Here is a 4060-nt window from a genome sequence, read left to right as displayed (position 1 = left end):
ATTAAATTTTTCACCTAGCAATGGGTATAATTTTTTTGTAATTGATGATAAAAGTCCAATATCATTCACTAACATGTTTATTGCTTCCCTTAAATACATATAACCTTTTAAATTAGGAGGTATCCCAATTTCATGCATAATATTAGTTATTTGAATGATCATATCAATTGGTTGACTCTTATTTATATTAACTTCAGGCTTATCATGATAAGTTAGTGTTTCTTTTATATTTATATTACATGTAGAGTTATTTATAATGTCTCTTATTCTCTCAACTAATATATCCATGTTAAAAGGTTTTAGGACGTAATAGTCTGCTCCTAATGCTAGGGCTTTTTTTGTTATTTTATCATGACCAATTGCTGATGAAACTATTATATGAGGCATTGGATCTAGATTTATTGTATTTAACCTTTCTAGAACCCCCAAACCGTCGAGAACAGGCATAATCATATCAAGTATTACTAAATCAGGTTTTTTTTCCTCAATCAACTTTAGTACTTCTACTCCATTATTTGCAATTCCAGTGACAACTATATCCTTTTGATCTGATAGATAATCGTAAAGAATATTAGAAAATTCTTTGTTGTCATCAGCAATGATTACTTTTGTTTTTGACTCTTGCATATTTGTAATCTCCTTTACATCTCAGGGGGATACCCTAATATTTATAAATTCTGCATGTCTTTTCAGTCTGTGCTTATCTCTTTGTATAATGAGAAAAAGATCATGAATTAATACCATCTAATCAAGTGACTAATTAATTGTCACTTGAGCAATATTTATCGTTATTATTGTTTATGTACCCCATCATCATCATCATTACAGCTATAAAAATAGCTAGAACTGCTGTAGTAAAGAATTTATCCGGTATAATATAACACGTTCCACTCAGTAAAGAAGTCGTAACAACAGATAAACATTTGAGTTTGTTTCTTCTATCTTTACCTTTTATTCTTTTATTAACATTATCAACAGGAGAAAAAATATATACAAGCAAAACAGAAATAATTAACACTAATGTTGAAGTAAGACTATTTATTGTTATATATTTACCGATAATAATCATTACACAGAAAGTTACAAAACTAATAAAAAAACATCCGCAATATGTTTTTGCATGAAAACCACCTGAAAATAATCTTATTGGACAAAAAAACGCAAAAATAACTATATAGTATTGTTGAAGTGAAAATAAATAGAATATAATATAATATGGAATAATCTTAGTTACTTCATCAAATAAACAGACCAATCCATATTCCATTTTTTTTAGCTCTAGTTCCGTAAATTGAGAATTTGTTTCAGAAATCTTTTTCACTAAACAACTTACTAATTTATTCATTTATTTATCCTTCTTCTACATTAAAAATTCAATTAAAAATTTAGTTTTTAATGTAGTCCTTTCTACAGATATGATTCCATTATTATGCTCGACTAGTTGTCTAGTAATATATAATCCATACCCATGATCACCCTTTTCCTTAGTTTTTGTTGAATACCCCTTTTCAAAAATTTTGTTTATTATTTCTTCAGGAATACCGTCTCCATTATCTGCTATTTGAATACAAAACTTCTTATCATCTAAGAAAGTAGTAATAGATATTTCCTTATTTTCATCTAATGATTTTAACCTTAATGCCTCAAACGCATTATCTATAATATTGCTAATGATACTTATTAACTCATCCTCCCTAATCCTTAGCAAACTAAAAGATTCATCAATAAGTACCTTGAAATCAATTCCATTTTGAGTTGCATAGTTATTTTTTATTGATAACAAACCATCTAAATAATCATTTCCAGTATCTAAATAGCTAAATGATAAGTGAATTATGTCTGAAAGTTTTGATACATATTCTTTTATTCGCTCAACAGTATTTGGCTTGTTTAAACAACACAAGGCTTGTATAACATTTATATGATTAGCATAATCATGTTTTTCTTGTCTAATAATATTAAGTATTTCCTCCATATTAGAAATTTGGTATTCTTGAACTTTATATTTATTGTTTATATTTATTAACTTCTCATTTTCTTTCAAATGTATAAATGCGATTAATGAAAAGATAAAAAATGCACTGAAAATTAATGTATCATATGTTTTGTTATTCTCAATATCTAAAACACTGAATAATAAAATAAATAGAAATAGACTAAAGATGCCTAGTTCTATTAAAAACTCAGAAAAAAGAGATTTTTCTCTATTGAATAGTTTAATCTTATTTGAAAACACATTATATTTTAAGAGTATAATTAAAACAAGTATCTGTAGCGATTTACTCCCAACTATAAAAATAAGTTCGTACTTAGAAATCGTCAAAATTTGAGTTAATCCAACCTTAAGTATAAACATTTCAATAAATTGAGTTAAAGTTTCTGTAACAAATATTATTGTGAAAAATAACGAAAATATGATAATAGAAGAATACAGATTTGTTTTTGTAATAAATATTAGTAACAATATAGAAATTACTATTGTAAATAGCGTATGGTATAAATTATTATTAAAATAAATTGTACTCAAATAAGTTGTAACAACGTATATTATACAAAACAATCCGGTTTTGATTTTATTCTCAATAATATACTTTTTTTGGTTCGTTAAGAAACTAAAAACTCCCAATAATATTAATGCCTCAAAAATATCAAGTATTATTTCTCTAGTCATTTTTATCTTCTCCTTAATAACTTATTGACTCTTTTGCATTATTTTTGTAGTAAAAATTAAAAGTTCCTTACAAAAGAGTCAACATTTTTACCTTAAGAATTCATCAGGGCAATTAGGTTCATGTGCATTAAGAAGTGATGCTGGCATAATCGCTATATTTCCCAAAAATAATGCTAGACATCCTATCATAGTAATACTCATACAAATTAGTTTTTTCAATATTAGTACCCCCTTATTTTAAAATTATTTTAATATTATATATTCTACAAAACTTTACATATTCCTTTATAATTTAATATATATTTACAAATTTAAAAAATGCATACAAGCCTAACATATTATAAATCAGATAATGGTGCTCAAAATAGAATGCTTACTCAGCCAATGTAAATCTGTTAAATCTAAAAAAAATTAAAAAGTAACACTTCCTAAATTTTTTGGATTTTTCTTTAAACCTGGTGCCCAATGCTATTAATCCCCTTTATTTTTGAGCATGGAAAGGAGCCCTTAGGCTCCTTAATTGATTTTATACGGTAAATTATTAACTTTAATTTAATAATTTATCATATTCATTTATTAGCTCGTCTAGCTTTTGGCTAAGTACTACTAATTTTTGGTCAGTTAGTGCCTCATTTTCATTTATTAACTGATAAATGAGAACTCTAATTTTCTCTATTTCACGCACTATTTCTTCCAAATGTGTCATAATACCCCTCCTTTCATTATTAATTATAATAAAATTAGGGGTATTATTATAGTAATATATAATAAATTCTTTGAATAATTGATACCCATGTCTGTAATTTGATTTGCGTTCTGAATAAATATTATAATTTCGTATTATATAAACAAAAATCTTATATTTAATAAGACAAAAGGCATTCAACATAATAAAATGTTATATTGAACCAAAATAAATACCCATCTGAGCTCAGGTGGGTATTTTAATATTATTTTTTTAAATTTTTTAATGCCTCATTGCTTGAAATGATAATATCTTCTTTAGATTTTATATAATTTTGACACTTTTTAAAAATCTTAATAAGGTTATCATAATTTTGATTTAATTGAGATTCATATAGAGCATCCCTATATTCTTTATTGTATTTTTCATCAATAGCTATTAAATCTATATTATTTTCTAAACATTGTTTAAGTAAAAGAAACCTACCTATTCTGCCATTACCATCTTGAAATGGATGTATTTTTTCAAAATTACTATGAAAGTAAGATAATTCATGTAAATTAATGCTTGTAGTCTTTTTAGTATTATAACTCTCAATAAGACCTAATAATAAAGGTTCAACTTCATGTGGCTCTGCAAGTTTTATTTCATCTAAGCCACTAAGCATATTAGGAATTTTTTTAAAGCTACCTGAAAACCCCTTT

The 4060-nt window shown here is 25.6% G+C and carries 6 protein-coding genes; all 6 read right to left on the bottom strand.

All coding sequences use genetic code 11. The features are described from left to right. Nucleotides 1-627: sporulation transcription factor Spo0A (gene spo0A, locus Q0649_RS06610; RefSeq protein ID WP_298839091.1), on the bottom strand; the 627-nt coding region annotated here is incomplete at its 3' end. A gap of 133 nt (nt 628-760) precedes the next feature. Then, complete coding sequence (locus tag Q0649_RS06605) at nt 761-1345, bottom strand: accessory gene regulator B family protein (protein ID WP_298839088.1); 585 nt, start codon at nt 1343-1345, stop codon at nt 761-763. 15 nt (nt 1346-1360) lie between these two features. Beyond that, entirely contained in the window at nt 1361-2671 is a 1311-nt protein-coding gene (locus tag Q0649_RS06600; RefSeq protein WP_367179358.1) for a sensor histidine kinase, read from the bottom strand. An 87-nt stretch (nt 2672-2758) separates the two neighbouring features. Further along, a complete protein-coding gene (locus Q0649_RS06595) occupies nt 2759-2890 on the bottom strand; it encodes a cyclic lactone autoinducer peptide (RefSeq protein ID WP_298839085.1) in 132 nt (43 codons plus the stop codon). Between the two features lie 328 nt (nt 2891-3218). After that, nucleotides 3219-3377 (bottom strand): aspartyl-phosphate phosphatase Spo0E family protein, encoded by a 159-nt coding sequence (locus tag Q0649_RS06590; RefSeq protein WP_298839083.1) that lies wholly within the window; start codon nt 3375-3377, stop codon nt 3219-3221. Nucleotides 3378-3621: 244 nt separating this feature from the next. After that, the coding region (locus tag Q0649_RS06585; RefSeq protein ID WP_298839081.1) for a Fic family protein at nt 3622-4060 on the bottom strand (439 nt) is incomplete at its 5' end.

It is taken from the genome of uncultured Clostridium sp. (assembly GCF_937920395.1).
GTDB lineage: Bacteria > Bacillota > Clostridia > Clostridiales > Clostridiaceae > Clostridium_AD.
Note: the sequence above shows the minus strand (reverse complement) of the source record. Positions and strands in the feature narration are given on the sequence as shown.